Here is a 23,126-nt window from a genome sequence, read left to right as displayed (position 1 = left end):
CGATCGACGACGCCAGGAGGAGAGAGCCTCACGAGCGCCGCGGAGCGCAACCGGCGATCCGCGTCTCAGCGGATCGACGTGCGCGGAACGCAGGACGCTCTGCGAGACGCGACCACCCTCCCAGGCCGACTGCGGGCGATCGACGACGAAGGAGGAGAGAGCCTAGGAATGCTGCGGGAACCCGAGGTTGATGCCGCCGTGGGAGGGGTCGAGCCAGCGGCTGGTGATGGCCTTCTGCTGGGTGAAGAAGCGGACGCCTTCTGCTCCGTGGGCCTTGGTGTCGCCGAAGAGGGACGCCTTCCAGCCGCCGAAGGAGAACGTGGCGACGGGGACGGGGATGGGGACGTTGATGCCGATCATGCCGACCTCGACCTCGTTCTGGAAGCGACGGGCCGCTCCTCCGTCGTTGGTGAAGATGGCCGTGCCGTTGCCGAACGCGCCGTTGTTGATCAGTGCGACGCCCTCCTCGTAGGAGGCGACGCGGACGATGGAGAGCACCGGTCCGAAGATCTCCTCCGTGTACGCGCGGGAGGTCGTGGGGACCTTGTCGAGCAGGGTCGGGCCGAGCCAGAACCCGTTCGCGTCGCCGTCCACCTCGATGCCGCGGCCGTCGATGACGACCTCCGCGCCGTCCTCCTCCGCGATCGCGATGTAGGAGGCGACCTTGTCGCGGTGCGCCTCGGTGATCAGCGGGCCCATGTCGCAGCCACGACGTCCGTCGCCGGTGCGCAGGGTCGCGGCCCTGTCCTGGATCCTGGTGATGAGCTCGTCGGCGACGGGCTCGACCGCGACGACGACCGAGATCGCCATGCACCGCTCGCCCGCCGAGCCGAAGCCGGCGTTGATGGCGGAATCGGCGACGAGGTCGAGGTCCGCGTCGGGGAGCACCAGCATGTGGTTCTTCGCCCCACCGAGGGCCTGGACGCGCTTGCCGTGCTTCGTGCCCGTCTCGTAGACGTACTGCGCGATCGGGGTCGAGCCGACGAACGAGATCGAGCGGACGTCGGGGTGCTCGAGCAGCCCGTCGACGGCCTGCTTGTCGCCGTTGAGCACCGTGTAGACGCCGTCGGGGAGGCCGGCCTCCTTCCAGAGGGCGCCGAGCCAGATCGCCGGGGACGGGTCCTTCTCGGAGGGCTTCACCACGACGGTGTTGCCGGCGGCGATGGCGATGGGGAAGAACCACATCGGCACCATCGCCGGGAAGTTGAAGGGGGAGATGATCCCGACAACGCCCAGCGGCTGCTTGGTCGAGTAGACGTCGACGCCGGTGGAGACCTGCTCCGAGTACTCGCCCTTGAGGTGGTGCGCGAGACCGGTCGCGAACTCCACGACCTCCTGGCCTCGGGTGATCTCGCCGAGCGCGTCCGAGACGACCTTGCCGTGCTCCGACGTGATCAGCTCGGCGAGCTCCTGCTTCTTCGCCTCGAGGAGCTCGCGGAAGCGGAAGACGATCTGCTGCCGCTTCGCGAGCGACGTGTCGCGCCAGGCGGGGAAGGCGGCCTTCGCGGAGGCGACGGCGGCGTTCACCTCGGCGGAGTCGGCGAGCGCGACCTCCTTGGTCGCGACTCCCAGCGCCGGGTCGTAGACGGGAGCGGTGCGGCCGGACGAGGAGTCGGAGGGAGCTCCGTCGATCCAGTGGCCGACGACGGACAGGGCGGTGGCGGGCTCGGCGATGCTCATGGCGACGACTGTAGGGGCGTGACCCGGCCGCGGGGGTGCCGATCCGTCCAGCAGTGGAGGGGTGGTCTGGACGGATCGGCGCGCTCAGTCGGTGGGACGGGAGGCGTCGGGCGAGGGCGTCGCCGAATCGGGGCTCGAGGCGGCGGGGTCGGCCGCGCTCGGGTCCGCAGCATCGGGGTCGGCCGCGCTCGGGCCCGCAGCGCCGAGGTCGCCGGCGCCGGCGCCGGCAGCGTCCGGCTCCGCGGCGTCCGGCTCCGCACCATCGGGATCGGCACCGGAGTCGGCAGCATCCTGCTCGGCTGTGCCGGTCACCTCACCGTGCACCTCGGCAGCGGACGCTGCAGCCGCTGCCTCCGCCGCACCCGCCGGGTCGAACCGCGCCAGCGCGGCCGTGATGTTGTCGTGCCCGCCGCGCTCGTTCGCCCAGGCGACCAGCGCCTCCGCGAGCGTGACCGGATCCGCGCCCACCCGCTCCTGCGCCTCGCGCAGCACGCGCGCGAGGTCCTCGGCGGCGGACGCGTAGTTCCACAGCCCGTCGGAGCAGACCAGAACCCAGCCCGGCTCGGTCAGCTCCTCGGAGGCGACCCGCGGCTCCTCGTCGTGCGCGTCGGCGCCGAGCCAGCGGGTGATGGCGTGAGCGTCGGGCGCCGTCTCGGCCTGCTCCCGCGGCACTCCCGAGGCGATCTGCTCCTGCGCCCACGAATCGTCGACCGTGAGCTGCCGCGGCTCGCCCGCGTCCGGCATCCAGTAGCTGCGGCTGTCGCCCACGTTGCCCGTGACGAGCAGCGCGCCGTCCAGCACCGCCGCGGTGAAGGTGCACGAGGGCGGATTCGACCGCTTCTCGGGCACGGCCGCGTCGATCGCTCCGGAGGCGCGCGCGGTGGCCATCTGCAGTAGCGCGCGCCAGCGGTCCGCTCCCGCGCTCTCCCCGCCGACCTCGGCCTGCAGTGCGCTGAGTGCTGCACGGGCCGCGGCGAGCGACGCCTTGTCGGAGTCGGGGGTCGAGGAGACCCCGTCGCAGACCACGAGCAGCGCCGTCCTCAGAGAGCCGTCGGCGCCGGTGGTCGCCCCGAGCGCCATCGCGTCCTCGTTGGCCGGGTGCCGGAGCCCGCGGTCGCAGACGCCGCCGACCAGCGGGTGCGGCGCTTCGGCCCAGTGCTCGCGCTCGGTCGGAGCGGGGCGTCCGCACTGCTCGCAGTAGCCGTCCTCGGCGACCGCTCCCCCGCAGTAGACGCAGGCGGCGGATCCTCCGACGGCGACGGGCGGAGCGGAGGGGGTGGCCGCGACGATCAGCGGCGTCCCGCAGGCCTCGCAGAACGCATCGCCCGTCGTGACCGGCTCGCCGCAGTTCGGGCAGGGAGTCGACAGCGCGCCGCTCATGTCAGCGTCCAGCGTCGGACCTCGTTGGCCCGGTCGACGAGGCGCAGGCGCTCGTCGCGCTCGCGAGTGGAGGCGGCGAGCGCGCGGTAGGAGGCCTCGAGGCCGTCGCGGATGGCGGCCTCGTTCGCCTCGACTCCGCCGAGGGTCGCTCCCTCGGCCGGGCCGTCGCGCCGCACCAGCTCGAGGGCGGAGGCGAGGACCTGAGACGTGAGCTCGAGGCGGGTCCGCTGATCGATCGACACGGAGTCGACGCTCGCGAGGGCGGCCGAGAGCGCGGGCAGCCCGCGGCCCGACTCCGCCAGCAGCTCCGCCCGGCGGCGGCGCGCGTCGGAGTAGGAGGAGCGCGTGGGCGCGACGATGTCGAGCGCGTCGAGCGCCCCGTCGAGGTCGGAGCGCAGCTGCCGCACCCGCGCGAGACCGAAGGCGGCGGGTGCCGTGTAGTTCGCGTCGGCGCGGGCGCAGATCACGTAGAGGGACTCGGCGACCTCGGGCTCACCGCTCGCCTCGCACGCCGCGGCGAGCGCGAGCTTCGGGGCGAGCTCGCCGGGGACCTGCCCGTAGACGGTGTTGAAGGAGGCGCGGGCCCCGATGTCGTCGCCGCGCGCGAGCTGCGCGAGACCGCTCATCCAGACCGCCCGCCACTCCCACGGGTCCTCCGTGAGGATCTCGCCCGTCGCGCGGGCCGCCTCCTCCCAGCGCTGCGCCTCGATCGCCGCCCGGGCGCGGGCGAGCCGCACCTCGACCGTCACGGTGGGCGCGAGCGCGAGAGCGCGCAGGCGCACGATCGGGTCGGCGACGTTCACGCCCGCGAGCCACGACCGGGCGGGATCGGACTCGTCGCGGCGGAGCGCCGGCAGCGCGTCCCACGGCGGGACGCGGTCGACCACGTCGGCCACGGGCGCCTCGAACAGGGCCGACTCCGTCGAGTGCAGCGCGGGGTGTCCGGGACCGCGGTCGGTCGCGACGACCTCGCGCAGCACTCCGAGCAGCTGGCCGCGCATCTCGTCCACCGTGGCGAAGCGGTCCTGCGGGTCGGGAGCGCATGCCTTCGCGATCAGGCGGTAGAAGGAGTCGTACCGCTGGAACAGCGGTGTCTCGGACACCGGCGGCAGCGAGGCGACGAAGGTCGTCTGGTTGCCGCGGAAGTCGAGCACCAGCGAGGCCAGCGTTCGGCCGATCGTGTAGACGTCGGAGGCGACCGAGGGACCGAGGTCGGCGACCTCCGGAGCCTGGTACCCGACGGTGCCGTAGATGGCGGAGTCCTCGTCGTCGATCCGGCGCACTCCGCCGAGGTCGATCAGCTTGACCTGGTCGCCCACCTGGATCATGTTGTCCGGCTTGAAGTCGCAGTAGAGCAGGCCGTGGTCGTGCAGGTAGGCGAAGGCGGGCATGACCTCGAGCACGAAGGCGAGCGCCTGGTCCACCGGCAGCGGATCCGCGGCGCCGCCGTTGGCGTCCAGCCGCTCCTTCAGGATCTGCTTGAGGCTCGGCCCGCCGACGTACTCCATCACGATGTAGCCGGCGCCGTCGTGCAGGACGAAGTTGTAGATCTCGACGATCAGCGGGTGCTCGACCTCGGCCAGGAACCGGCGCTCGGTGACGGCCGCGGCGTACGCGTCGGGGTCGCCGGAGTTGAGCAGGCCCTTGAGCACCACCCAGCGCCCCGAGACGTTCCGGTCGCGCGCGAGGTAGATCCAGCCGAGGCCGCCGTAGGCCAGGCAGCCGACGACCTCGTACTGGCCGCCGACGACATCGCCCTTCACCAGCTGCGGGGTGAACGAGAACGGCGTGCGGCAGTTGGGGCAGAATCCCTCGGTGCGGCCGGGCCGACCGTCGCGCCCGCGGCCGACGGCGGTGCCGCAGTGCGAGCAGAAGCGCTTGCGCTCGGGGAGGACCGCCTCGGTCATCAGAGCGGCCATCGGGTCGGCGGCCGGGCGGGACGGGACGGTGGTGAGCCCGGCGCCGAGCCTCGGGCCGCGCAGTCGGGTCGAGGTGGTGCCGACGCGGCGGGTGACCTTCGAGCCGGTCTGCGCCGTGCGGGCGGAGCCGAGGGCGGCGGTGGCGAGGCGGGCGGAGGAGGTGCGCGTGCTGCGCGCGGTGGCCGACTCCTCCGCGGGCCCGGGTGCCGTGGCGCCGGGGGTGCCCTCGACGAAGCCGGTGCCGAAGGCGGCGGAGGCGGTGGCCGGCGGGGAGGCCGGAGCGGCGCGACGCGCGGTCGGCGTGGAGGCGGCGGCGCCCTCCTCGGGCGGGAGGCCGCAGACGTTGCAGTAGCCGTCCTCGATCGTCCCGGTGCAGCCGGGAGTCGCGGTGCAGGGGGCGCCGTTCATGGGGTGGCCTTCCGGTGATGCGCGGGGTCGGGGTGCGGGAGGTCGCGGGTGACGACGTCGTACTGCTCGACCAGGTGGCGGGCGAGCGGGACGGAGCAGGGCACCGCGTCGAGAGCGGCGCGCACCTCCTCCTCGGCCGCGACGCCGACGGCGGTGGCAGCGCGGCCGTTGCCCTCGGCACGCTCCCGCAGCGCCCGGAGGCGGAAGCCGAGGGCGGCCCGTTCGCGCAGCGGCGAGGTGTAGGCGGCCTCGACCGCGTCGAACGCGCGGCCGACGGCGGTCAGGCGGGCGAGGTGCGCGTCGAGCGCCTCGCGGTCGGACGGAGGATCGCCCAGCCGGGAGACGTCGGGCACGGCCAGCCGCGGCGGGTCGGCGATCTCGCGGCGGCAGCGGGCCACGAGCTCGCGCAGCGGCGCCTCGCGGCGCTCGGCCGCCTCCGCCAGCTCGCGCGCCCGACGGCGGTCGCGCTCGAGTCCGCGCCGCTCGGACGCGGCGATGATCAGGTCGCGCTCGAGCCGGGCGGAGTCGCTCTCGAGCTGGCCGAGCGGCCCCGACACGTCGGCTCCCCGGCCCGCCCGCTCGGCGAGCGCGTCGAGGCGGGAGCGCAGCACGGCGACCCGCTCCGCCCGCTCGCGGTCGACCGTGCCGCCGCCGTCACGGGTGAGGTCGCGGCAGCGCTCGATCTCGGCGCGCACCCCCACGATCCGCCCGGCGACGTCGGTGCCGCTGGGGTCGAGCTCGAGCCGGGAGCGCAGCTGGCCGACGACCGCGTCGCAGAGGCGCACCGCCTCCACCAGCGAGACCGCGCCGCTCCCGGAGGCGTCGAGACGGCCCCAGATCAGCTGCGACATCCGCTCGCGCGCCACGACGTCGACGCGGCCGGAGTCCCAGACCGCCTCGAGCTCGGCGAGGCGCCGGGTGACGGACTCGCGGAGCGACTGGGCGAGCACCACGTCGGCCGTGTAGTTCTCGGCCTGCGGCGACGCCAGCGCGGCGGCGTCCAGCCGCGAGAGCTCGCGCGTGGTCCGCTGGAGCCAGCGGGTGAGAGCGGCGAGGTACTCGAAGAGCTCGCGCTGCGGCGCGGCCTCCCCGAGCCGGCCCGGAGCGACGGGGGTCCCCTCCGCGAGACCGGTGCTCATCGGCCGTACACCGGGGCCGGCGGCGAGGCCTCGCCGAGGACCCCGAGCCAGCGCTCGTAGATGCTCTGCCAGCGGCCGTCGCTGCGGATGCTCTCGAGCGAGGCGTTGACGAAGCGCACGAAGTCGGGGTCGTCGGCGGGCAGGCCGAGGCCGTAGGGCTCCGAGCTCAGGGCGTCGCCGACGACCTTCGCGTACGGGTCCTGCGCCACGAAGCCCGCGAGGATCGTGTCGTCGCCCGCGATGGCGTCGACCTCTCCTGCCTGGAAGAGGGCGAGGCACTGCGAGTGCGTGGCGGCCTCGACGGCCTCGACCTCCGGGTAGTCGTTCTGCAGGCGGCTGAGCGTCGTGGTGCCGCTGGGCGCGCAGACCCTCTCGCCGTCGAGGTCGCCGATGCCCGTGATCGGGACGCCGTCGGGGTCGTCGGAGACGAGCACCTTGAGGCCGGCGTCGTAGTACTCGGACGAGAAGGCGATCGAGCTCCAGCGATCGCAGGTCATCGTGAGGGTGCGGGCCACCATGTCGACCTGCGGGGCGCCGTCGCCGCCGGTGAGCGCGGGGAGGCGCTGAGCGGAGGTGATCACGACGTAGTCGATGGAGTCGCTGCCGAGGATCGCCCGGGCGACCTCGCGGGCGATGTCGACGTCGAAGCCCTCGATCGCCCCCGTGATCGGGTTGCGGGCGCTCATCAGGAGGGTGTCGGCCGAGACGCCGACGCGCAGGGTCCCGCGCCCGCGGATCTCCGTGAGCCTGGTGCTGTCGGTCACGCCGGTCGGCGCGTAGGAGGTGACCGCCGAGGGCGAGCAGTCCGCCGCGGCAGGAGCGGCGGGAGCGGACGCGCTCGCCGTCGGAGTCGGGGTCGCCGCGGCGAGGGGCGTGCCGAGGTCGTCCGCCCCCGTCGTGCAGCCGGTGAGGGCGAGAGCCGCGGCGGTGGCCAGGGCGAGGGCGGCGGCGCGCAGGCGGTTCATCGGTACTCCTCCAGTCGCTGGGCGATGCCGCGCCAGGCGAACACGGCTCCGGCGAGACCGGCCGCCAGCAGGATCCACGAGACGAGGGTCGCGAACTCCGCACCTCTGTCGAGCGTGGTGGCGGCGGCCAGGGCCTTCTCCTGCACCACGTCGCGGGCGTCGTCGGAGAAGGTGGTGAAGAGGTCGTTCGGCGTGCCGTTCCCGGTGATCGTGGCGACGCGGACGGCCTGGTCCCAGTTCCCGGCGTCGTCCGCGGCGCGGATCTCCTCGTGGAACGACTGCCACTGCCCGAACTCGTCGACGAGCCGCGTCCTCGCCAGCTCGTCCTGCAGGTCGCCCGAGAGCTTCTCCCGGGCGGAGTCGACGGCCTGGGTGTAGCGCTCCTCGAGGGCGGCGCCGGAGCCGCGCTTGATCAGCGTGAAGCTCTCGAGCGACTTGGCGTCGCTCGCGGCGATGAGCGCGTTCGACACGGTGAGCGCCTCGCGGTAGGACTCGACCCGTGCCGTCCCCGCGTCCGCCGCGACCGATCCGTAGGCGACCGCCCCGCCGACGCCGACGACCAGCAGGAGGGCGGTCCCCGTGGCGAGCGGGCGGTTGAGGTAGCGGTGCGTGCGGCGGGCGAGCCAGAGCTGCGCCGCCAGGAGGAGGACCAGCATCACGAGCGAGCCGATCATGAGCAGGACGCTCCAGCGGACGGCGTCGTAGGCGGCCGCGACCCGGTCAGCGCCGGAGTCGACGAGCCCGTCGAGGTCCTCGAGGATGCCGCCGTCCCCCGAGAGGGCCGTCGACGCCTGGTCGAGATACGCCGAGGCGACGGGGAAGCCCTGCCGGTTGTTGGCCCGCGCCTGCTCGATCAGCCCGCTGTAGGTCGTGATGCTGCTGGCGACCCGGGCGAGGGCCCGGGTGTCCGCCGAGTCGGCGGCCGAGAGTCCGGCGATCGCGGAGGCGGCGCCGGTGAGGCTCGAGACGTACGACGCCCGCAGCTCGGTCGGCTCCAGTCCGCCGACGAGGAAGGTGTTGGCCGCGATCGCGTTGGCGTCCACCAGCAGCGTGCGGACGTTCTGCACGCCGAGGAGCTGCGCCGACTGCTCCCGGGCCGTCGTCGCGGCGCGCGCCTGCATCGCTCCTGCCTGCTGCGCGAACACGCCGAACAGCACGGCCGCCAGCGCCGTCAGGGCGAGCAGGAGGCGCAGGGTGGCCGGAGTGGTCGCGGTCGCGCGGGCCAGCAGCGACGGCTTCCGCTGCGCCGGCCGGTTGGCGACCTGGACGAGGGGCGGCTCGGGGATCCTCTGCGCGGGCGGCGCGGCGGGTGCGGTGCTCAACGGCTCTCCTCCTCGGGGTCGTCGGTGACGGGGACGGCCGCGCCGCTCGGGGAGGCGTCCGCCTGCCGGAGGGCCTCCTCCGAGCCCTCGACCGAGCCCTCGTCGTCGTCGCCGGCTCCGTCCGGGCTGCTCGAGGCTTCGGGGCTCTCCACCACGTCCTCGGGGAGCAGGATGCGCAGCTCGTCGAGCGTCGGCTCCTCCACGTCGCGGAGGCGCCAGGCGTGCCGGGCGATCGCCGCGTCGAGGACGTTGCGGACCCAGCGCCCGTTGCCGAACGCCTCTGTGCGCTGCTGCGCCGAGGCGAGGCCCGCGAACGCGGCGAGCGCCTCCTCCGTCGGCTCGAAGTCCGCGGAGGCGGCGAGGCGGCCGAAGATCGCCGAGAGCTCGTCGTCGGAGTAGTCGGCGAAGTCGATCGTGGTCGAGAAGCGGCTGGCGAGACCCGGGTTCGTGTCGAGGAAGCCCTGCATCGGCCCGGAGTAGCCGGCGACGATCACGACGAGGTCGCCGCGGTGGTCCTCCATGTCCTTCACGAGGGTGGTGACCGCCTCCGCGCCGTACTGGTCGAGCGCGAGCGCGTAGGCCTCGTCGATGAAGAGGACGCCGCCGCGCGCGGAGGCGATCACCTCCGCGGTCTTCGTCGCGGTCTGCCCGAGGTAGCCGGCCACCAGCTCCGATCGGTCGACCTCGACGAGCACGCCCTTCGAGAGGATGCCGAGCGAGCGGTAGATCCGCGAGACCAGCCGCGCCACCGTCGTCTTGCCCGTGCCGGGGTTCCCCGTGAAGACGAGGTGGCGGGTGAGCGTGGGCGTGCTGAGTCCGGCGGCCTGGCGCAGGGTGTCGATCCGGAGCAGCTGCGTCTGCCGCTTGATCTCGCTCTTCACCCGGTCGAGGCCGATCAGCGCGTCGAGCTCGGCGAGCAGGTCGTCGATGGACTCCGGCGGGTCGAGCGGCTCCGGCTCGGAGGCGGGCTCCGCGGCGGGAGCGGCGGCGGGCGCCGGCTCGTCCTGAGGACCGTCGTGCTCGGTCCGGCGGAGGCGCTCGAGGATCTCGTCGACCCCGGGCACGCCGGCGGGCAGACCGGTCGGCAGGTCGGCGCCCGCGGCACCGTCCGGCGACCGGCCGGTCGTGTGCGGTACTCCTCCGCTCGTCGTCGGAGCGGCGCCCCGGGCGCCCGGGACGGCGGAGAGCTGGGCCGCGGCGGTCGCGGAGGCGGAGGCGATGCCGCCGATGCCCGGGTCGCCGAGAGCGCTGGCCGCCGAGACGACCTCGGTCAGGGCGCGGGCGTAGGCGGAGGAGTGGTGAGAGCCCGCGCCGACCAGGGCGGCCAGCTGATCGGTCGGCCCCGACCGCCAGCGCCGGCCGCTCGAGGCGGCGGTGAAGAACGCCTCCAGACCGCCCGTCGCGCCGGTCGCGGCGAGCCAGTCCTGCCCGGCGCCGCGGATCGACTCGGCGACGGCGGCGGCCAGCCGCGCACCCTCGTCGCGGACGGCCGCGGCGTCGAGGCCGGCGGCCGTCCCCGCGAGCACGAGGGCGTCCAGCGCCGGGGCGAGCGCGGTCACGAGGCGCTCGGCGGGGTCAGCGAGCCGGATCCGGACGGCGCTCCCGGCTGCGGAGGCGCGTCGAGACCGCTCGGGGAGAGCGAGGACTCCGTGAACTTCTCGGCCAGGAACTGCCCGTGCGCGATCAGCGCCGAGGCGTCCTGCCGCGAGACGGCGTCCGAGATGCGGTCGAGCGTGCCTCCGAGGAGGTCGAGCTGGTCGCAGAGGATCATCAGCGAGGTCTTCCCCCTGTGCACGGCGCGGCGGTCGGCGAAGTCCCTCGGCAGGCGGAGGTAGCCCTCCACCGCCTCGGGGAGGTAGCTGGTCGCGGTCGCGACGACGGTGTGGCCCTGCCGGCTCATCCCGCCGAGGCGGTCGAGACGGGGCACCATCTCGCGGACCGTCTCGTCGATCCGCTGGATGCGCGCCGCGACGATGCCGGGCACCCGGCCCTCCGTCCGCGTGCCGACCCGGTCGAGCGCCGCGAGGATGTCATCGCTCGTCGGGACGCCCGGCAGAGCGGGCGCGGTCTCCTCCGGCGCCGCGGGGGCACCCGTGAACAGTCGGGAGAACCAGCCCATCGGCTAGCGGCCGAGATCGAGCGAGGACGTCGCGTCGATGTCCGAGTTGCTGCGGCGGGCCCGCTCGACGTACTCGCCGGCCTTCGCCGTCTCGGTCTGCAGGACTCCGACGGTCTGGGCCATGCTGTCGAGCGCCTTGATCTTGAAGTCCGAGATCGAGTCCATCGTCTGGTAGATGTTCGCGAACGCGGCCTGCAGCTGCGGCAGCCCGACCGTGGCCGAGGCGGCCTGCGACTGGATCGAGGCCGACTGGTCGGCGAGCATGCGCGAGGTGGCCTCGATCATGTTGGACGTCGTGGTGTTCAGCGCCGTGATCTGATCGAGCACGAGGCGCTGGTTGGCGAGCGCCTGCGCCACGATGACCGCCGTGCGCAGCGCCGAGACGGTCGTGGTCGTCGCGCGATCGACGCCCTTGATCAGCTCGACGTTGTTCTTGATGACGACGTCGATCGCTAGGTAGCCCTGGATCGACACGGCCAGCTGGGTCAGCAGGTCCTGGTGCTTCTGGCGCGCGTAGAAGAGGACGTCCTCGCGCAGCGCCTTCGCCCGCTCCGGATCGGTCGCGTCGAGCTCGGCGATCTTCGCCGAGAGCTTCACGTCGAGCCGCTCGGCGACGTAGATGTACTCGTTGAGACGGGTCATCGTCTCCCAGAGGTTCTGCTTCTCGAGGTTCAGGGCCGCGTTGTCCTTCCGCAGCTCGTCCTGCCCGTCGTACAGGGCCTGGATGATCGCGTTCAGGTGCGACTGGGCGCTCTCGTAGCGGCGGAAGTAGTCGGTGATCTTGTTGCCGAACGGGATGAAGCCCAGGATCTTCTTCTGCAGGTTGTCCTCGGACGGGTCCAGATCCTCCACCGTGCGGCGCAGCTCGAGCAGTGTCTTGCCGATGGTCGACCCCTCGGAGAGCCCGCCCTCCTGGAGGGCGCGCACCGGCGTGCTCAGCAGCCGGTTCGACGAGTCGGCGGCCGAGCGGATGTCGGCGTCGCCCATCGTGCGGATGTCGTTGGCCCGCGTCGCGAACTCGGGGCTGCGGGACTCCGTCGCCAGGAGCGTGTCGAGGTAGCCGTCGACCTTCGCCTCGAGGCCGGGCAGGGCGGCTTCCGGCACCTTCGGCGCGATCGACGGCGCCGAGGTGGTCGGCACCGCTGCCACCGGCTCCGGAGGCGTGAGCGAGAGGGCGTTCTGGACGGGCGGCTGCAGGGCCTCGGTCATCGGGATCCTCACCGTTCCTGGCGCTCGGCGCCGACTGGGATGAACGTCCGCCCAGCATATCCCGGGCCCTCCCGCGGGATCCCCGCGAGCCGCCTCGTCCGAGGACTCGACGCGATCGGGCGGCTGTGGAGGAGCATCCGCCGCCGGTCAGACCGCCTTCGGGCGCCTCCGCAGCGTCGCCACCGCGACTCCGGCCAGGGCGAGCGCGCCTCCGAGCAGCGCGGCGAGCGGCGGGGTCTCGCCCAGGACGAGCCAGGACAGCAGCACGACCACCGCGGGCACCGCGTAGGTGGACGCCGCGGTACGACCCGCGCTGGAGCGCGCGAGGACGTACCCCCACGTCGTGAAGGCGACGGCCGTCGGGAAGATCCCGAGGTAGACCGCGGCCAGGATCGAGGAGAGCGGAGCGGCGGCGAGCGCCTCGACGAGCTCCGGTGCGAAGGGCAGGCACGCGACCGTGCCGGCGAGGCAGCCGAGCCAGGTCATCGTCGGCGCGTCGATCCGGCCCAGCAGGCGCTTCTGGAGGGTCGCCGCGCTGCCGTAGACGACGGCGGCCACCAGGCCGAGGGCGACGCCGATCACGTCGAACTGCCCGGTGGAGGTGGAGAACGCGATCACCGCGACGCCGGTCAGCGCCACGAGCATCCCGGCGAGGAGACGGCGGGGGAATCCCTCCCCCAGCAGCAGCCCGGCGAGCACGGCGGTGATCATCGGCGCGATGTTCACCAGCAGCGCCGCCGTCCCCGCGTCGACGTGCCGCTCCGCAGCGTTCAACGCCAGGTTGTAGACCCCGAACCAGGCGACCCCCCAGCCCAGCACGAGCAGGAGGAGGCGCCCGCGCGGGACCGCCGTGCGCGGATCCGGAGCCGCCTCCGAGCGGCGCCTCCGGGCGGTGAGGACGACGCGCACCACCGTGAGCGCGAGCGACCCCACCACGATGCGGCCGAGGGTCAGCGCGCCCGGGCCGAAGTCCTCCGTCGTGGCGCGGATGCCGACGAAGGCCGACGCCCAGAGCAGGACGGTGACCGCGATCGCGCCCCACAGCAGGAGGGCGTCCCTCGTGGAGAGCGGGGCGGAGGAGGAGACGTCGGTCATGAGGCCATCGTGGCGCTGCCGGGGATTCAGCACCAGTTCCGTTCACTGTCGAATCGTTCAGCCGGACTGTACGGTCGTCTCATGCTCGACGTGCACCGGCTCCGCATCCTCCGCTCCGTCGTCGCCTCCGGCTCGATCGCGGGAGCCGCCTCCGGCCTCGGCTACACGCCCTCCGCCGTCAGCCAGCACCTCACCGCTCTGCAGCGCGAGACCGGACTGACGCTGCTGGAGCGCGTGGGCCGCGGCGTCCGCCCGACCCCCGCCGGACGCGCCCTCGCCGCCCAGGCGGACCGCGTCCTCGAGCGCCTCGCCGAAGCGGAGGCCGTGGTGGAGGAGCTGCGCGAGGGCCGCTCCGGCCGCCTCTCCGTGACGTACTTCGCCTCCGTCGGCAGCGCCTGGATGCCGGAGGTCGCCCGCCGGCTGACCGCCGCGTTCCCCGGCCTCGCCCTCGATCTGCGCCTGGGAGAGGAGCTCGACGACGACCTCGGAGCGCGCCCCGACGTGCAGCTCCTCGTCGCCTCCTCCGAGCCGACCGCCCCCGGATTCGCGGCGCACCACCTCCTCGACGACCCCTACCTCGTCGTCCTGCCCGACGGTCATCCGCTCGCCTCCCGGAGCGAGATCGACCTCGCCGAGCTCGCGAACGAGCGCTGGGTCGACAACGACCTGCCCACCGGCTGGTGCCGCCGGAACGTCGTGGAGGCCTGCGCCGCCGCCGGGTTCGCGCCGCCCTTCCACGTCCAGGCCAACGACCACATCACCGCCGCCGCGTTCGTCGCCGCGGGCATGGGCGTGACGGTCCTGCCGGAGCTCGCGGCCCACCGCCTGCCGGACGGCGTCCGCGCCGTGCCCGTCGTCCGTCCCCGGCCCGTCCGCTCCCTCGAGGCCGTCGTGCGGAACTCCGCCGCCTCCTCCGCACCGGTGGCCCTGGTGCTGGAGACACTGAAGGCCCTCGCCGCGCGCCGCTGAGCGCGCCTGCACGGGCGAGCTCGCAGCACACCGGAGCACGATGGGCGCGTGAGCTCCGTCGAACCCGTCACCCGTTCCGCGCCCGCGCTCGGCGGACCGCGCATCCTGAAGCAGCGCTGGACCGAGGCGACGTTCCTGCACTGGCGGGTCGACCCCGCCCTGGTGGCGCCCCACCTCCCGGCCGGGACGAGGCCCGACGAGCACGACGGCTCCTCCTGGGTGGGCCTGATCCCGTTCCGGCTCTCGCGGACAGCCTTCCTCGGCGGCCCGCGGGTGCCCTGGCTCGGCACCTTCCCCGAGGTGAACGTCCGGCTCTACTCCGTCGACGAGCAGGGACGACGCGGAGTCGTGTTCGTCTCGCTCGACGCCTCCCACCTCCTTCCCGTGCTCACCGCGCAGGCGGTGTTCGGGCTCCCCTACCGCTGGGCCCGGATGAGCATCGAGCACCGCCACGGCGCGGTGATCTACGACACGATCCGGCACTCGGACTCGGCCGCCCGCTCCCGGATCGTCGTCCGCCCGGGCGACCCGGTCGGCGAGGACCCGGTCGCCTCGTTCCTCACTGCACGCTGGGCCTACCACGAGCGCCACCTGGGCTCCACCTGGTACGGCCGCAACCTGCACCGGCCGTGGCCGCTGCGCCGCGCGGAGCTGCTGGCGCTCGACGACGGGCTGCTCGACGCCGCGGGCTTCCCCGGGCTGGCGACGCGCGCGCCGGACTCGGTGCTGTACTCGGCCGGAGTGGAGACGGTGTTCACGGTGCCGCGGAAGGTGTGAGGGGGGCGGGAACGCTCCTCCACAGGCGGCTCTTCGCGATGCTGTCCGATGGAACGGCGGTCCCGAGGTCCACGACGAGACTTCGTCCGCTGAGATCAGGGCATGAACGAATCGGCGACAGTAGACGCACTCACGGAGGCGCTCGCGCTCGCCGGCTCACGGCACGCCGAGCGATCATCCGTCGAAGCCTTGCGCTACCGGGCAGTCGAGGAGGCACGCCGCCTCGCGATGGCGGCACCGGCGGCGCTCGTCGGCGAGCACGTCCAGGTGCAGGTGGATCGGGCGGAGGCGGCGCACCGGGCGCTGATCGCGGAGCTCGCGACGGGACTCCGGGTCTCGGAGGCGCACGCCTCTGCACTGGTCGACGAGGCACGCCTGCTGGTGAACGACCTCCCGGCGACGTTGCGCGCACTCGCGGACGGAGCGCTCTCCCCCGAGCACGCGCGACTCGTGGTGCGAGGAGCGCTCGACGTCCCGGCCGAGGTCCGTGGGCGCTTCGACGAGGAGGCCGCCACGATCGCGGTCGCCTGCACGCCGCCCCAGCTGCGACGCGCCCTCCGGTCGCTCCGGGAACGGCTGCACCCGCAGACGATCAGCGAACGTCATCGGGACTGCGCCCGTCGTCGCGCGCTCTGGGTGGAGGGCCTCGACGACGGGATGGCGATCCTGCACCTCTACACCGCAGCTCCCGATGTGCTCGGCGCGATGGACAGGATCGACCGGGCCGCCCGCTCCCTCGCGGATCTGCCGGACGAGGAGCGGACGCTGGGCCAGCTCCGCGCGGACATCGCCGCTGCGCTGCTGGTCGACGGGGAGACATCGGCCGAGGGAGACGGCACGTCGATGCCTGCGGGAGTGCGCGCCGAAGTCGCGGTGACCGTGCCTGCACTGACCCTCCTCGGGCGCTCCGACCAGCCCGCCGTCCTCGACGGATACGGACCCGTCGATCCGGAGACCGCGCGGCGTCTCGCAGCAGGTGCTCCCTCGTTCACGCGGCTGCTCACCCATCCGGAGAGCGGAGCGGTCCTCTCCGTCGGACGCGATTCCTACCGAGTGCCGGCGGACCTGCGTCGCCACCTCCAGCACCGCGACGGGACCTGCCGGTTCCCGGGATGCACCCGCAGCACCCGCCACGCGGACGTCGACCACACGAACGACTGGCAGCACGGAGGCACCACGTCGGCCGACAACCTCGCGCACCTCTGCCGACACCACCACCGGCTCCGCCACACCACGGGGTGGACGCACCGGCAGGAGCCGGACGGCACGCTGCGCTGGACGAGCCCGACGGGACGGCAGCATGTCACCCGGCCGGGCGAGCCGGGGGACAGAGCGGAGGGCGGACAGGTCCGAGCGGAGACCGCGGGCCGTGACACGGGCAGGTCGGATGGTCGAGACCGGCAGGTCAAGCGGCGGGCCCGCTTCGGCGCGCCTGCGTAGCGTGGACGGCACGGGCCGATCGGCGCGGAAGCGACAAGAGGGGCAGCGACATGGCAGGAACGAAGGACAGGAAAGACGCGACGACGGGGACCTCGGCGGTGCTCTTCGACATCGACGGGACCCTCGCCGACACGAACTTCCTCCACGTCGAGGCGTGGTCGCGCGCCTTCTGGCAGGCCGACCTCGTCGTCCCCGCCTGGCGCATCCAACGAGCGATCGGCGCAGACTCGTCGGAGCTGCTCGACATGCTCCTCGAGGACGACGTGAAGGAGGAGCAGCGCGCACTGGTGAAGTCGCTGCACACCAAGAACTACGCCGAGACGACAGCACGCATCGTTCCACTCCCGGGAGCTCGCGAGCTCATCGCGACGCTTGTCGGTCGAGGCGTCCACGTCGTCCTCGCCACATCGGCACCGCAGAACGAGCTCGACGTGCTTCTCGACGTCCTCGACTTCGGCGGCTCCGTTCACGCTGTCACCAGCGGCGCCGACGTCTCCACCGCCAAGCCAGCACCCGACCTGATCTCTATCGCGCTCGACCGCGCGGGTGTCTCCGTCGACCGCGCCGTCATGGTCGGCGACGCGACCTGGGACGTCCTGGCCGCCGAGCGCGCGGGCCTGGCAACGGTCGGAGTCCTCTCCGGCGGAACCTCGGAGCACGAACTCCGCGAGGCCGGAGCCGTCGCCGTCTACGAGGACGCGGCGGCCGTCCTCACCGGTCTCGGTGAAGGGCCCCTCGCGAGCCTCCTGAACTGACCGACCGCCACCCCAGGAGGCTCACGAGCCTCAGTCGCGGGGTCGCCGTCGCAGCACGAGGAGCGTCACTCCGGTGGCGGAGGCGACCGCGGCGAGAGCGCCGCCGATCCACAGGACGTCCCCGAGGAGTGCCGGGTCCGATCCGGACGTCGCCTGCGCCTCGTCGGCGGACTCGGCCTGTCCTCTTGAGACCGCGACGGTGCCGTTGCAGTCCGGGACCGAGCCCGACCCCTCGGCGAGCGCGGTCCCGTCGGCCGGCGCCCAGTCGAACGCGTACTGGCCCGACACAGGGTGCCCGTCGGTCGACACGACCTGCCAGGTCACCTCGTACTCCCCCGCCGCGCCGAGCTCGAGCGGCATCGACGCTTCCGGCCCGACGACGCTGACGCAGCCGTCGCCGTAGTAGAGCCCGTCCGGCCCGACGACGCGCAGAGCCGCCGCCGTTCCGTCTGTCCCGAGGACGAGCAGGTCGTCGTTCGTCGTCAGCACCAGCGTTCCCGGCTGCTCCGTCACGGTCGAGTCCGCAGCGGGAGTCGTCGAGACGAGGTAGTTGTGCGCGCTGGCGGGCGCCGCCACCGCGATCGAACCGAGCAGCCCGATCGCGGTAGCGGCGACGAGGGCCTTCCGACGGGTCACGCCGACGCCCGGGGTCCGCGGCGGCGGGAGGCGAGCCCGACGGCCACGCCGACCGCGCCGACGACGAGCCCGCCGACTCCGAGGATGCGGGCGAGCACGTCGTCGCCGCTCGTGGCCGTCGTCGCCGAGGCGGTGGTCGCGACCGCGTCGTCACCGTCGCCATCGTCGTCGTGTCCGCCCCCGTGGCCGGACCCTGCTTCCGCCGCGGTCACCGCGACGGTGGGAGCGGGCAGCTCGGGCTCGTCCTGGCCGTCGACGGTCGGCTGGTCCCAGGCGGTGCTGCCGGTCTCGCACGTCTGCAGCACGGGGAACTCCAGCGTGGAGCCGGCTGCGTCCTCGGGGAGCTGAAGCTGGAGGGCGACGGTGTCGCGGTAGCCGTCGGCGAGGGGCGTCTTCGCCGTGTAGACCACGTCCGAGACCCGCTTGGTCGCGGTGTTCCCGTGGGAGTCGGTGACCGGGTCGGCGATCGCGACCTCGTTCTTCACGACGTCCCAGTTCGGGTTGATCGTCGGGCTGACCGAGTTGATGCCGTCGGGCATCGTGATCGTGAGTCCCGTCGTCGGCGAGCCCTCGCAGCCGTGGGCCAGCGAGAACGTCACCACCGTGTACGAGCCGGCGGCGGTGCTGCTCGCCGCCGCGGTCACGTGGGCGCTGGCCGCCGTGGGCGCGGCGACAGCGAGCGCGATCGATCCGACGGCGACGAGTGCGCCGCTACCGACGAGGCGGAGCCGCGAGAAGGAAGAAGAAGAAGAAGAAGAAGAAGAAGAAGAACGGGTCATGACGGTCGTGTCCTCGGGGGAGATCCGGCGCGGGGCCGGGAGTTCTGGACGCAGCGCGGGTTCGCGGTGCGTGCGGGGCGCCGACCGGAGCCGCTCCCGCACGGGAGGGGCGTCAGGCGGCGCGGAGGACCCGCAGCGGCGGCCCGCGGTGCCGGAGGATCGAGAGGACCGCGTCGAGGGATCGAGTCGCCCGCGGCTCGTGGGTACCCGTTATCGAGACGCCGGGGGCCGACGGGAGTGCGACCGCGGACGCGCGGGCGACGATCCGTACGACGACGCGCTGGAGGCCTGCTCCCAGCGTCCAGAAGAGGCGCTCGCCGTACCGGAACGCCGCGATCGTGAAGGCAGCCGCAGCGAGGTGGGCGACGAGCATCAGCGGAGCGTGAGTCGCGTGTCCGCCTCCGCCGGCGATCAGCTCGATGGTCGACCCGTCGTGGAAGTGCGCGCCGGTGCCCGTCGTCCCGACCACGCTCACCTCCCCACCGCTGCCCGTGATGAGGAAGAGGCCGTGGTACGCGATCTGGCTGAGGAGCACGGAGAGCGTCAGCCGGGGAAGGGACAGACGGCGCCCCGAGAGGAGGACGCAGACGACGACGGCGAACGCCGCGGCGAGGGCGAGCACGGCAGGAGCGGGGGTCTCGGCGCCCGCGAGCGTGTGGGAGGCGGCGGCCGTGGCGGTCGCTGCGAGAGCGGCGGCGACGCCGCGAGCCACTCGTGCACCTCGGGTCTGCACTCGCCCGTCCTCTCGTCGTCGCGTCGACGCGTGCGCGCGACGTCTCCAGGGTAATCGACGCGGCGGAGCAGCTCCCCGCCGTCCCGGTTCCCTGCCGTTACGAAGCCGTTACCTAGATCACCGAAAGAAATCCAAACCCCCGCAGGGAGGGCTCCGAACACATGTCAACGGCCGCGACACGGTCCACACAGAACAGGTCCTCCGCATCACGTGGGGGCCGTCTCACGAAGGAGTAATCCCATGCGATCCACCAAGCGTTCCGCCCTCGCCGCATTCGCCCTGCTGGGCACCGCCGCCCTCGGCCTCACCGCCTGCTCGAGCGGAAGCGGCTCGACCACCGCCGCCAGCGACGCGGCGACCGAGATGTCGACCCCGATGGCCACCTCGTCGGCCTCCGCCTCCTCGACCCCCATGGCGACCATGGACCCGGCCGCGAACCTCGTCGGTCCCGGCTGTGCCGCGTACGCCGAGCAGGTCCCGGACGGCGCCGGCTCGGTCGAGGGCATGTCGCTCGACCCCGTCGCGACCGCCGCGTCGAACAACCCGCTGCTCACCACCCTGACCGCTGCGGTCTCCGGTGGCCTCAACCCCGACGTCAACCTCGTCGACACGCTGAACAGCGGCGAGTTCACCGTCTTCGCCCCGGTCGACGACGCGTTCGCCAAGCTCGACGCCGCGACCGTCGACTCCCTCAAGACCCCCGAGGGCGCCGCGACGCTGTCCTCGATCCTGACCTACCACGTCGTCCCCGGCCAGATCGCCCCTGACGCGATCGCCGGCGACCACGCCACCGTCCAGGGTGGCAACCTCACCGTCACCGGTTCCGGCGACGACCTGAAGGTCAACGACGCGTCCGTCATCTGCGGTGGCGTCCAGACCGCCAACGCGACCGTCTACCTCATCGACACCGTGCTGACCCCCCCGGCCAGCTGATTCCCCTCACCGGCTCCGGCCGGTGAACACGCCGAAGGGCGGGCACCTCGCGGTGTCCGCCCTTCGGCGTTCGTGCGTGCAGAAGCCCTCCGCGAAGCCGGACACTGCAGAGTCGTCCGGCACAGAGTCGTCCAGCACAGAGCCGTCCAGCACAGAGTCGCGCAACGCAGCGCCGCCCCACGGGAAGCCGCACAGCGCGGAGCCCTGCGCAGCGCGGAGTCGGAGGGTCACCACGACCCGGCACTCGCCGTCACGCCGCACCACAGCACCCACCACGAAAGACGACGAGGCGCGGACCCCGATGCAGGGGTCCGCGCCTCGTCGTCGTGCGGTCGGCGGCTACTCGGCCGGGGCGCTGATCTCGCGCAGGACGCGGTCGCCGGGGCGGGCCTCGATCATCTCGGCCTCGATCTCGGCACGGTCGAGCAGCTCCTCCATGCGGCGGCGGCGGTTGCGCGTGATGAGCGTCACGACCGTGCCCGTCTTGCCCGCGCGGCCGGTGCGGCCGGAGCGGTGGAGGTACGTCTTGTACTCGTCGGGAGCGTCCGCCTGGATCACCAGGTCGATGTCGTCGACGTGGATGCCGCGCGCGGCCACATCGGTCGCGACCAGCACGTCCACGCGTCCGCTGGTGAGCAGTGCGAGGTTGCGGGTGCGGCGCGACTGGTTGAGGTCGCCGTGGAGGCTCGTCGCGGGGATGTCCGCGTGGTCGAGCTGCTCCGCGAGCTGCTCCGCGAACGCGCGGGTCCGGGCGAAGATCAGCGTCTTGCCCTGGCGGGCGGCGAGCTGCTCGATGATCTCGGCCTTGTCGCGGTGCTCGATCAGGAGCACGCGGTGGTCGATGGTCGAGGACGCCTGGTCCTCGCCGGCGACCTCGTGGACGCTCGGCTCGACCAGGAACTCGTCGACGAGCGTCGCGACGCCCTTGTCGAGCGTGGCCGAGAACAGCAGCCGCTGGCCGCCGTCGGCGGTCTGGCGGAGGATGCGCTGCACCGGCTCGAGGAAGCCGAGGTCGCACATGTGGTCGGCCTCGTCGAGCACCGTGATGGTGATGTTCGAGAGGTCGAGGCGGCCCTGCTCGACGAGGTCCTCGAGGCGGCCCGGCGTCGCGATGACGATGTCGACTCCGCGCTGGAGGGCTCCGACCTGCTTGTACTGGGGGACGCCGCCGTAGATGGTCGTCGTGAACAGGCCGACGGAGCGGGCGATCGGCTGGATCGTCCGGTCGATCTGCATGGCGAGCTCGCGGGTCGGCGCGAGGATGAGCGCGCGCGGAGCGCGGCCCGGCTTGCGGCCCTTCGCTCCGTTGTTCTCCATCAGGCGCTCGACGACGGGGGCGCCGAAGGCGATGGTCTTGCCGGAGCCGGTCTTGCCGCGTCCGAGGACGTCCTTGCCGGCGAGCACCTCGGGGATGGTCGCGGCCTGGATCGGGAACGGCGCGGCCGCTCCGAGCTCGGTCAGCATCCGGACGATGTTCCCGCCCAGGCCGAGGTCGCCGAAGGTGACGCCCTCGACGTCGACGGCGAGAGTGGCCGTCGCCTCGAGGCGCTCGAGCACGACGTCGTCGGCCTGGTGCGGCGCACGGGCGTCGCGGCTGGGGTAGAAGTCCGAGCCGGAGTCGCGGCGCGAGGGCCGGGAGTCGCGGTCGAACGAGCGGGTCGGGCGGTCGCCGCGGTCGTGGCCGCGCGAGGGACGCGCATCCCGGTCGAAGGAGCGGGCCGGGCGGTCGCTGCGGTCGAACGAGCGGGCGGGACGCTCTGTGCGGTCGTAGCCGCGCGAGGGGCGCTCGTCGCGGTCGCCGGTGCGGACCGGTCGGTCGTCGCGTCCGTAGGAGCGGGCCGGACGGTCGTCGCGGTCGTTCGAGCGCGCCGGACGCGCGTCACGGTCGAAGGAACGGGCCGGGCGATCGCTCCGGTCGAAGGAACGCGCCGGACGCTCATCGCGCCCGTAGGAACGGGCCGGACGGTCGTCTCGATCGTTCGAGCGCGCCGGACGCGCATCGCGGTCGAAGGAACGGGCCGGGCGGTCGCTCCGGTCGAAGGAACGCGCCGGACGCTCATCGCGCCCGTAGGAACGGGCCGGACGGTCGTCGCGGTCGTTCGAGCGGGCCGGACGCGCGTCGCGGTCGTAGCCGCGCGAGGGCCGCTCGTCGCGGTCGTTCCCGCGGGCGGGCCGATCGGCGCGCTCGGTGGCCCGCTCGGCGCGCTCGTCGGCGTTCCAGCGCGCCTTTTTGGGGGCGTTCTCGTCGACGGCGCGGAAGCCGCGGTGGCCCTCGCTGCGCGAGCCCGGCTTGGCGCCGGGGAAGCGCGAGCGGCCGCCGAGCTGGGACTTGCCGCTCGAGGCGCCGAAGCGGTTGGGCTCGAAGTTCTTGGCCGGACGTCCGCCGGCGGGCTTCTTGTTCTTGGGCATGGCAGTTCTTCCTGGGTTCAGGTCGTGCGCGAGGAGGCGACGCCGGAGGAGCCCCGTCGTGAGGGGCGTCCGTGCGCTGGACTGCTGCGGGGCAGCAGGGGGAGAACCCGGGCGAGTCATTGACCGGGGCCGATTCACACATGTGATTCGTCTCACGACGACTGTCGGAGACTCGGCCCACTTGACTAACAAACCCATCCGCACGCGAACGCACGGTGTCAAGAGCCGACCGAGTGAGTCTACACGCGGCCCCGGAGCCTGGCTAGGGCGGGGAGACGTGCGGCCAGGAGCCGCTCAGTTCGGTAGCCGCTCAGGTCGGGACCCGCTCAGGTCCGGAGCCGCGAAGCCTGGGAGCCGCGCATCTCCGCACCCGGTCCCCCGAGGAGTCGCCCCGCATACAGCCCCCCGGCCCCGAGCCGCAGCACGATCGACGCGCGAGCCCGCGCCCACCGACCACCC

The 23,126-nt window shown here is 73.3% G+C and carries 19 protein-coding genes; 5 read left to right on the top strand and 14 right to left on the bottom strand.

What is annotated here, in order from left to right; translation table 11 throughout:
• Window positions 1–162: 162 nt before the first annotated feature.
• The 10 genes from C5D04_RS02715 to C5D04_RS02670 form a co-directional block, all read right to left on the bottom strand.
• Window positions 163–1,680, bottom strand: coding sequence for a CoA-acylating methylmalonate-semialdehyde dehydrogenase (locus C5D04_RS02715; protein WP_104347198.1), 1,518 nt, complete (start codon window positions 1,678–1,680; stop codon window positions 163–165).
• A gap of 84 nt (window positions 1,681–1,764) precedes the next feature.
• Window positions 1,765–3,060 (bottom strand): PP2C family serine/threonine-protein phosphatase, encoded by a 1,296-nt coding sequence (locus tag C5D04_RS02710; protein ID WP_104347197.1) that lies wholly within the window; start codon window positions 3,058–3,060, stop codon window positions 1,765–1,767.
• Complete coding sequence (locus tag C5D04_RS02705) at window positions 3,057–5,387, bottom strand: serine/threonine-protein kinase (RefSeq protein ID WP_104347196.1); 2,331 nt, start codon at window positions 5,385–5,387, stop codon at window positions 3,057–3,059. The genes C5D04_RS02710 and C5D04_RS02705 overlap by 4 nt, the downstream gene beginning before the upstream one ends.
• Complete coding sequence (locus C5D04_RS02700; RefSeq protein ID WP_104255300.1) at window positions 5,384–6,526, bottom strand: hypothetical protein; 1,143 nt, start codon at window positions 6,524–6,526, stop codon at window positions 5,384–5,386. The genes C5D04_RS02705 and C5D04_RS02700 overlap by 4 nt, the downstream gene beginning before the upstream one ends.
• Window positions 6,523–7,491, bottom strand: a complete 969-nt coding sequence (locus C5D04_RS02695) for a glutamate ABC transporter substrate-binding protein (RefSeq protein WP_104295289.1) — start codon at window positions 7,489–7,491, stop codon at window positions 6,523–6,525. The genes C5D04_RS02700 and C5D04_RS02695 overlap by 4 nt, the downstream gene beginning before the upstream one ends.
• Entirely contained in the window at window positions 7,488–8,813 is a 1,326-nt protein-coding gene (locus C5D04_RS02690) for a hypothetical protein (RefSeq protein ID WP_104295288.1), read from the bottom strand. The genes C5D04_RS02695 and C5D04_RS02690 overlap by 4 nt, the downstream gene beginning before the upstream one ends.
• On the bottom strand, window positions 8,810–10,372 hold the full coding sequence (locus C5D04_RS02685; RefSeq protein WP_104295287.1) for an AAA family ATPase: 1,563 nt from the start codon (window positions 10,370–10,372) through the stop codon (window positions 8,810–8,812). Before C5D04_RS02685 ends, C5D04_RS02690 begins: the two co-directional genes overlap by 4 nt.
• Entirely contained in the window at window positions 10,369–10,932 is a 564-nt protein-coding gene (locus C5D04_RS02680) for a hypothetical protein (protein WP_104347195.1), read from the bottom strand. The genes C5D04_RS02685 and C5D04_RS02680 overlap by 4 nt, the downstream gene beginning before the upstream one ends.
• A 3-nt stretch (window positions 10,933–10,935) precedes the next feature.
• A complete protein-coding gene (locus tag C5D04_RS02675; RefSeq protein ID WP_104223833.1) occupies window positions 10,936–12,141 on the bottom strand; it encodes a toxic anion resistance protein in 1,206 nt (401 codons plus the stop codon).
• A 147-nt stretch (window positions 12,142–12,288) separates the two neighbouring features.
• A complete protein-coding gene (locus C5D04_RS02670; protein ID WP_104347194.1) occupies window positions 12,289–13,236 on the bottom strand; it encodes a DMT family transporter in 948 nt (315 codons plus the stop codon).
• Window positions 13,237–13,317: 81 nt separating this feature from the next.
• Between C5D04_RS02670 and C5D04_RS02665 the strand changes: the two genes are divergently transcribed.
• The 4 genes from C5D04_RS02665 to C5D04_RS02650 all read left to right on the top strand — a co-directional run bounded on the left by C5D04_RS02665 (window position 13,318) and on the right by C5D04_RS02650 (window position 17,177).
• On the top strand, window positions 13,318–14,205 hold the full coding sequence (locus tag C5D04_RS02665) for a LysR family transcriptional regulator (RefSeq protein WP_104347193.1): 888 nt from the start codon (window positions 13,318–13,320) through the stop codon (window positions 14,203–14,205).
• Between the two features lie 48 nt (window positions 14,206–14,253).
• A complete protein-coding gene (locus C5D04_RS02660) occupies window positions 14,254–14,982 on the top strand; it encodes a YqjF family protein (protein WP_104347192.1) in 729 nt (242 codons plus the stop codon).
• Window positions 14,983–15,171: 189 nt separating this feature from the next.
• Window positions 15,172–16,422 (top strand): HNH endonuclease signature motif containing protein, encoded by a 1,251-nt coding sequence (locus C5D04_RS02655; RefSeq protein ID WP_181137661.1) that lies wholly within the window; start codon window positions 15,172–15,174, stop codon window positions 16,420–16,422.
• Between the two features lie 50 nt (window positions 16,423–16,472).
• A complete protein-coding gene (locus C5D04_RS02650; protein ID WP_104325967.1) occupies window positions 16,473–17,177 on the top strand; it encodes an HAD family hydrolase in 705 nt (234 codons plus the stop codon).
• A gap of 30 nt (window positions 17,178–17,207) precedes the next feature.
• Here the strand turns inward: C5D04_RS02650 and C5D04_RS02645 are convergent, their stop codons facing one another.
• The 3 genes from C5D04_RS02645 to C5D04_RS02635 form a co-directional block, all read right to left on the bottom strand.
• Window positions 17,208–17,813, bottom strand: coding sequence for a copper resistance CopC family protein (locus C5D04_RS02645; RefSeq protein WP_104347190.1), 606 nt, complete (start codon window positions 17,811–17,813; stop codon window positions 17,208–17,210).
• Entirely contained in the window at window positions 17,810–18,592 is a 783-nt protein-coding gene (locus C5D04_RS02640; RefSeq protein WP_146087831.1) for a YcnI family protein, read from the bottom strand. Before C5D04_RS02640 ends, C5D04_RS02645 begins: the two co-directional genes overlap by 4 nt.
• 112 nt (window positions 18,593–18,704) lie before the next feature.
• Entirely contained in the window at window positions 18,705–19,304 is a 600-nt protein-coding gene (locus C5D04_RS02635) for a hypothetical protein (RefSeq protein ID WP_104325964.1), read from the bottom strand.
• Window positions 19,305–19,565: 261 nt separating this feature from the next.
• Here C5D04_RS02635 and C5D04_RS02630 point away from each other — a divergent pair, with 261 nt between their 5' ends.
• On the top strand, window positions 19,566–20,258 hold the full coding sequence (locus C5D04_RS02630; protein ID WP_104223824.1) for a fasciclin domain-containing protein: 693 nt from the start codon (window positions 19,566–19,568) through the stop codon (window positions 20,256–20,258).
• Window positions 20,259–20,597: 339 nt separating this feature from the next.
• Here the strand turns inward: C5D04_RS02630 and C5D04_RS02620 are convergent, their stop codons facing one another.
• Window positions 20,598–22,667, bottom strand: coding sequence for a DEAD/DEAH box helicase (locus C5D04_RS02620; RefSeq protein WP_104347187.1), 2,070 nt, complete (start codon window positions 22,665–22,667; stop codon window positions 20,598–20,600).
• Between the last annotated feature and the right edge of the window lie 459 nt (window positions 22,668–23,126).

Source organism: Rathayibacter sp. AY1D2 (assembly GCF_002932695.1).
In the GTDB taxonomy this organism is placed as follows: domain Bacteria; phylum Actinomycetota; class Actinomycetes; order Actinomycetales; family Microbacteriaceae; genus Rathayibacter.
This window is presented reverse-complemented; position numbering and strand designations above follow the sequence as displayed.

What these genes read in the sequence shown, in the direction of transcription:
- C5D04_RS02715 (WP_104347198.1), bottom strand. Translation starts at nt 1,680, where the DNA reads ATGAGCATCGCCGAGCCCGCCACCGCCCTGTCCGTCGTCGGCCACTGG.
- C5D04_RS02710 (WP_104347197.1), bottom strand. Translation starts at nt 3,060, where the DNA reads ATGAGCGGCGCGCTGTCGACTCCCTGCCCGAACTGCGGCGAGCCGGTC.
- C5D04_RS02705 (WP_104347196.1), bottom strand. Translation starts at nt 5,387, where the DNA reads ATGAACGGCGCCCCCTGCACCGCGACTCCCGGCTGCACCGGGACGATC.
- C5D04_RS02700 (WP_104255300.1), bottom strand. Translation starts at nt 6,526, where the DNA reads ATGAGCACCGGTCTCGCGGAGGGGACCCCCGTCGCTCCGGGCCGGCTC.
- C5D04_RS02695 (WP_104295289.1), bottom strand. Translation starts at nt 7,491, where the DNA reads ATGAACCGCCTGCGCGCCGCCGCCCTCGCCCTGGCCACCGCCGCGGCT.
- C5D04_RS02680 (WP_104347195.1), bottom strand. Translation starts at nt 10,932, where the DNA reads ATGGGCTGGTTCTCCCGACTGTTCACGGGTGCCCCCGCGGCGCCGGAG.
- C5D04_RS02675 (WP_104223833.1), bottom strand. Translation starts at nt 12,141, where the DNA reads ATGACCGAGGCCCTGCAGCCGCCCGTCCAGAACGCCCTCTCGCTCACG.
- C5D04_RS02670 (WP_104347194.1), bottom strand. Translation starts at nt 13,236, where the DNA reads ATGACCGACGTCTCCTCCTCCGCCCCGCTCTCCACGAGGGACGCCCTC.
- C5D04_RS02665 (WP_104347193.1), top strand. Translation starts at nt 13,318, where the DNA reads ATGCTCGACGTGCACCGGCTCCGCATCCTCCGCTCCGTCGTCGCCTCC.
- C5D04_RS02650 (WP_104325967.1), top strand. Translation starts at nt 16,473, where the DNA reads ATGGCAGGAACGAAGGACAGGAAAGACGCGACGACGGGGACCTCGGCG.
- C5D04_RS02640 (WP_146087831.1), bottom strand. Translation starts at nt 18,592, where the DNA reads ATGACCCGTTCTTCTTCTTCTTCTTCTTCTTCTTCTTCTTCCTTCTCG.
- C5D04_RS02630 (WP_104223824.1), top strand. Translation starts at nt 19,566, where the DNA reads ATGCGATCCACCAAGCGTTCCGCCCTCGCCGCATTCGCCCTGCTGGGC.
- C5D04_RS02620 (WP_104347187.1), bottom strand. Translation starts at nt 22,667, where the DNA reads ATGCCCAAGAACAAGAAGCCCGCCGGCGGACGTCCGGCCAAGAACTTC.